This is a genomic window from Dietzia maris (genome assembly GCF_014144855.1).
In the GTDB taxonomy this organism is placed as follows: Bacteria; Actinomycetota; Actinomycetes; order Mycobacteriales; family Mycobacteriaceae; genus Dietzia; species Dietzia kunjamensis.
This window is the reverse complement of the sequence record NZ_JAALDN010000333.1, coordinates 1-2059: the sequence shown is the minus strand read 5'-3', so window position 1 is coordinate 2059 and position 2059 is coordinate 1. Positions and strand designations below refer to the sequence as shown.

Here is a 2059-nt window from a genome sequence, read left to right as displayed (position 1 = left end):
TCGGCGATCGCGATCTGCTGCTCGCGCGTGGCCTGGTTGGCCGTCGGGGCGTACTGCGTACCGCCGTAGGCGGCCCAGGTGCTCGGCGAGAACTGCAGGCCGCCCTGGTACCCGTTCCCGGTGTTGATGCCCCAGTTGCCGCCGGACTCACACTGGGCCAGGCGGTCCCAGTCGGAGTCGGGGGCGGCGTTGGCGGCCGGCGCGAGGGCCAGGCCGGCGGCGGAGAACGCGGTGCCCGCGAGGACGACCTTCACAGCGTTCCTGGGCGCTGAGGAGGCGGCGGCGGCACGGTGGCGTCCGGTGTAAGAGGTCATGTCGTCAGTCCTTTTCACTCTGTGCCTACGGGGTGAGCTGTCGGGTTCGGACGAGTGCGTCCGGCCGCCGGTGGCGGCTTCACCCCAAGGCGACCATCGGTCGCCGGGCCCGTGGTGGGCCCTGTCGGGTCCCCCGTCCCCGCCCGGGTAATGGTCACTGTGGCATCGGCCGCTGGGCGGGGTTCGGTAGGTGCGTCCGATGCCGACTCGCTGACGAGTCTGCTACGAAACTGTAGCGGTCCGATGCCGGATCGTCACCATTCTGAAATAAACCGAGGCAGTGCAGGTCTGGCGAGCGTGCCGTTATCGGCTCGTTACCAGCGGTGTTCGCGAGAGGGTGTGGTTGATCACACCGACGGTGGTCGCGAGCCGAGGATGGCGTAGAGCAGCCCCAGCAGGAACCCGACCGGCGTGAACAGCATCGCGCCGAGATACAGGATGGTCGGCGCGTCGCGGCCGAGCACGAACGGGGTCAGCGCCGCCGCGACGGTGAACAGCACCCCGATCGAGAAGATGACGAGCGCCGTCACGAACAGGCCCCGGCGTCGTGGCCGCACGGGGTCGGCTGCCCGGGTGGACGCCGCGGCGTCAGGTGTCCAGGGGTCGTCGGCGGGGCGTCGATCGTCGGCGGTCACACGGGGAGGTTACCGCTCGCCTCGCGGTGGGCACCAACGCGCACGAGGGTAGTCTCGGGGCATCAGTCATGGTTGTCGGTCGCGTATGCCGCGTCCGGTCGGAAGGTGGTTCGCGGTGCCCAGCGGCAAGGTCAAGTGGTACGACGCGGAGAAGGGCTTCGGCTTCCTGTCCCAGGAGGGCGGAGAGGACGTCTACGTGCGCTCCGAGGCGCTCCCCGCAGGGCTCGAGACGCTGCGTCCGCGCCAGCGCGTGGAGTTCGACATGGTCTCCGGGCGCCGCGGCCCCCAGGCGTTGCGCGTGGTGGTCCACGACGAGCCGACGGTCGCGGAGGAGCGGGCCCCGAGGAGCGGGCCCCGACGTTCGGCGGACGAGCTGCACGGGATGGTCGAGGACATGATCAAGGTGCTCGAGTCGACCGTCCAGCCCGAGTTGCGCCGTGGTCACCGGCCGGAGGCCAAGGTCTCGGGCCGGGTGGCGTCGGTGCTCCGCGCGGTCGCGCGCGAGCTGGACGCCTGACCCACGGATCAGTCGGCGTAGGTGAAGCGCACCGACCACTCGCCGTTGAGGATCGACTCCGACCCGTCAGCGGCATAGACGATCGCGACCGCACGGATGGCGAGGCCCTCGATCCGGCCCTCCTCCGGGGTGGTCACGGGCACCAGCAGCTGGCCCGGCCCGCCGGCCTCGACGGTGTAGTCGCGGGAGCCGTCGGCGCGGATCTCATAGACGTCCATCGTCGACGCACGCAGCTCTCCGGGCAGCCGGACGGTGAGGACGTCCTCATCCTGCACCCGGAACTCGCCGACCGGATTGGTGAAGGTGTTCCCGTCCAGGTCGGTCGCGGTGAACGGCAGCACGGTCACCTGGCCGCGATCGCTCGCGACGGTCACCTCGGGTAGTGCACCGTACCGGGCCTCCGAACCCTGCCAGGCGCCGACGATCGCGGCGATCATGATGATCATCCACGCCGCGATCGCCCAGGTGATGGGACGGATACGGGAGCCGGTCGACGGGGTCTCGTTGCGGGAACTCACTCCCTCATTCTGCCGAGGGGCCGGGTGTCGGCCACACCCGGGTCGCGCGGCGGGCCCGGGAAGCGCGGCCTGTTG

4 protein-coding genes and 1 riboswitch are annotated in these 2059 nt (G+C 70.6%); of the genes, 1 reads left to right on the top strand and 3 read right to left on the bottom strand.

Annotated features, from left to right (window positions below; translation table 11 throughout):
- A partial coding sequence (locus tag G6024_RS11265; protein ID WP_182640368.1) for a transglycosylase family protein occupies nt 1-314 on the bottom strand: 314 nt, incomplete at its 3' end.
- An 8-nt stretch (nt 315-322) separates the two neighbouring features.
- A riboswitch (cyclic di-AMP (ydaO/yuaA leader) is annotated at nt 323-480 on the bottom strand.
- A gap of 181 nt (nt 481-661) precedes the next feature.
- A complete protein-coding gene (locus G6024_RS11260; protein WP_096905944.1) occupies nt 662-949 on the bottom strand; it encodes a hypothetical protein in 288 nt (95 codons plus the stop codon).
- A 115-nt stretch (nt 950-1064) separates the two neighbouring features.
- Between G6024_RS11260 and G6024_RS16910 the strand changes: the two genes are divergently transcribed.
- Nucleotides 1065-1466: a cold-shock protein gene (locus G6024_RS16910; RefSeq protein ID WP_159148729.1), complete on the top strand. Its 402-nt coding sequence runs from the start codon at nt 1065-1067 to the stop codon at nt 1464-1466.
- 8 nt (nt 1467-1474) lie between these two features.
- On the opposite strand, the gene G6024_RS11250 is transcribed toward G6024_RS16910, so the two are convergent.
- Complete coding sequence (locus G6024_RS11250) at nt 1475-1984, bottom strand: DUF2771 family protein (protein WP_159148728.1); 510 nt, start codon at nt 1982-1984, stop codon at nt 1475-1477.
- Between the last annotated feature and the right edge of the window lie 75 nt (nt 1985-2059).